General features: G+C 65.8%; 2 protein-coding genes. Both read left to right on the top strand.

All coding sequences use genetic code 11. The features are described from left to right. Positions 1-405: arsenate reductase ArsC (locus KL771_RS28235; RefSeq protein WP_261971833.1), on the top strand; the 405-nt coding region annotated here is incomplete at its 5' end. Continuing rightward, positions 392-989 (top strand): arsenic resistance protein (locus KL771_RS28240; protein ID WP_390867929.1); only part of this gene is annotated, 598 nt, incomplete at its 3' end. The genes KL771_RS28235 and KL771_RS28240, both read left to right, overlap by 14 nt.

Genomic DNA, 989 nt, shown 5'->3' on the forward strand with positions numbered 1-989 from the left:
CCGAAGGGTATGGTCAATCCCTTCGCGCTCAAGGTCCTGAAGGCCTACGAGTATCCGACCGAGGGCTTCTCGTCGAAAGCTTGGGACATTTATGCGGCCCCGGGCGCCCCGGTGATGGACTTCGTCTTCACGGTCTGCGACAGCGCCGCCGGAGAGGCCTGCCCGGTCTGGCCCGGCCAGCCGATGACCGCCCACTGGGGCATCGAGGATCCGGCCGCCGTCGAAGGGGGCGAGCTTGAGAAGGAACGTGCCTTCGTGCAGGCCTTCAAGTATCTCCGCAATCGCATCTCCGTATTCCTGAACCTTCCCGTGCGCAGCCTCGACGCCATGGCGTTGTCGCGCGAACTCGATGCGATTGGCCGCCTCGACGGCGCGTCGCGAAAGGCAGCCGATGTCGACCTTTGAACGCTACCTGACCGTCTGGGTCGCCCTGTGCATCGTCGCCGGGATCGCGCTCGGCCATGCGCTGCCAGGGCTGTTCCAGGTCGTCGGCGGCGCCGAGATCGCCAAGGTCAACCTGCCGGTCGCCGTGCTGATCTGGCTGATGATCGTGCCCATGCTGGTGAAGATCGACTTCGCGGCCCTCGGCCAGGTCGCATCGCATTGGCGCGGCATCGGCGTGACCCTGTTCGTCAACTGGGCGGTCAAGCCCTTCTCGATGGCCCTGCTCGCCTGGGTCTTCATCGGCTGGCTGTTTCGGCCCTGGCTGCCGGCGGCACAGATCGACAGCTACATCGCGGGCCTGATCATCCTGGCCGCGGCGCCCTGCACCGCCATGGTCTTCGTCTGGTCGAACCTGACCCGGGGCGAGCCGCATTTCACGCTGAGCCAGGTTGCGCTCAACGACACGATCATGGTCGTCGCCTTCGCGCCGATCGTTGCCTTCCTGCTCGGGCTCTCGGCCATCACGGTGCCGTGGAACACCCTCGTCCTGTCGGTCGTGCTCTATATCGTGGTGCCGGTAATCGTGGCGCAGCTCATCCGGCGGC

This window comes from Prosthecodimorpha staleyi, from assembly GCF_018729455.1.
In the GTDB taxonomy this organism is placed as follows: Bacteria; Pseudomonadota; Alphaproteobacteria; order Rhizobiales; family Ancalomicrobiaceae; genus Prosthecodimorpha; species Prosthecodimorpha staleyi.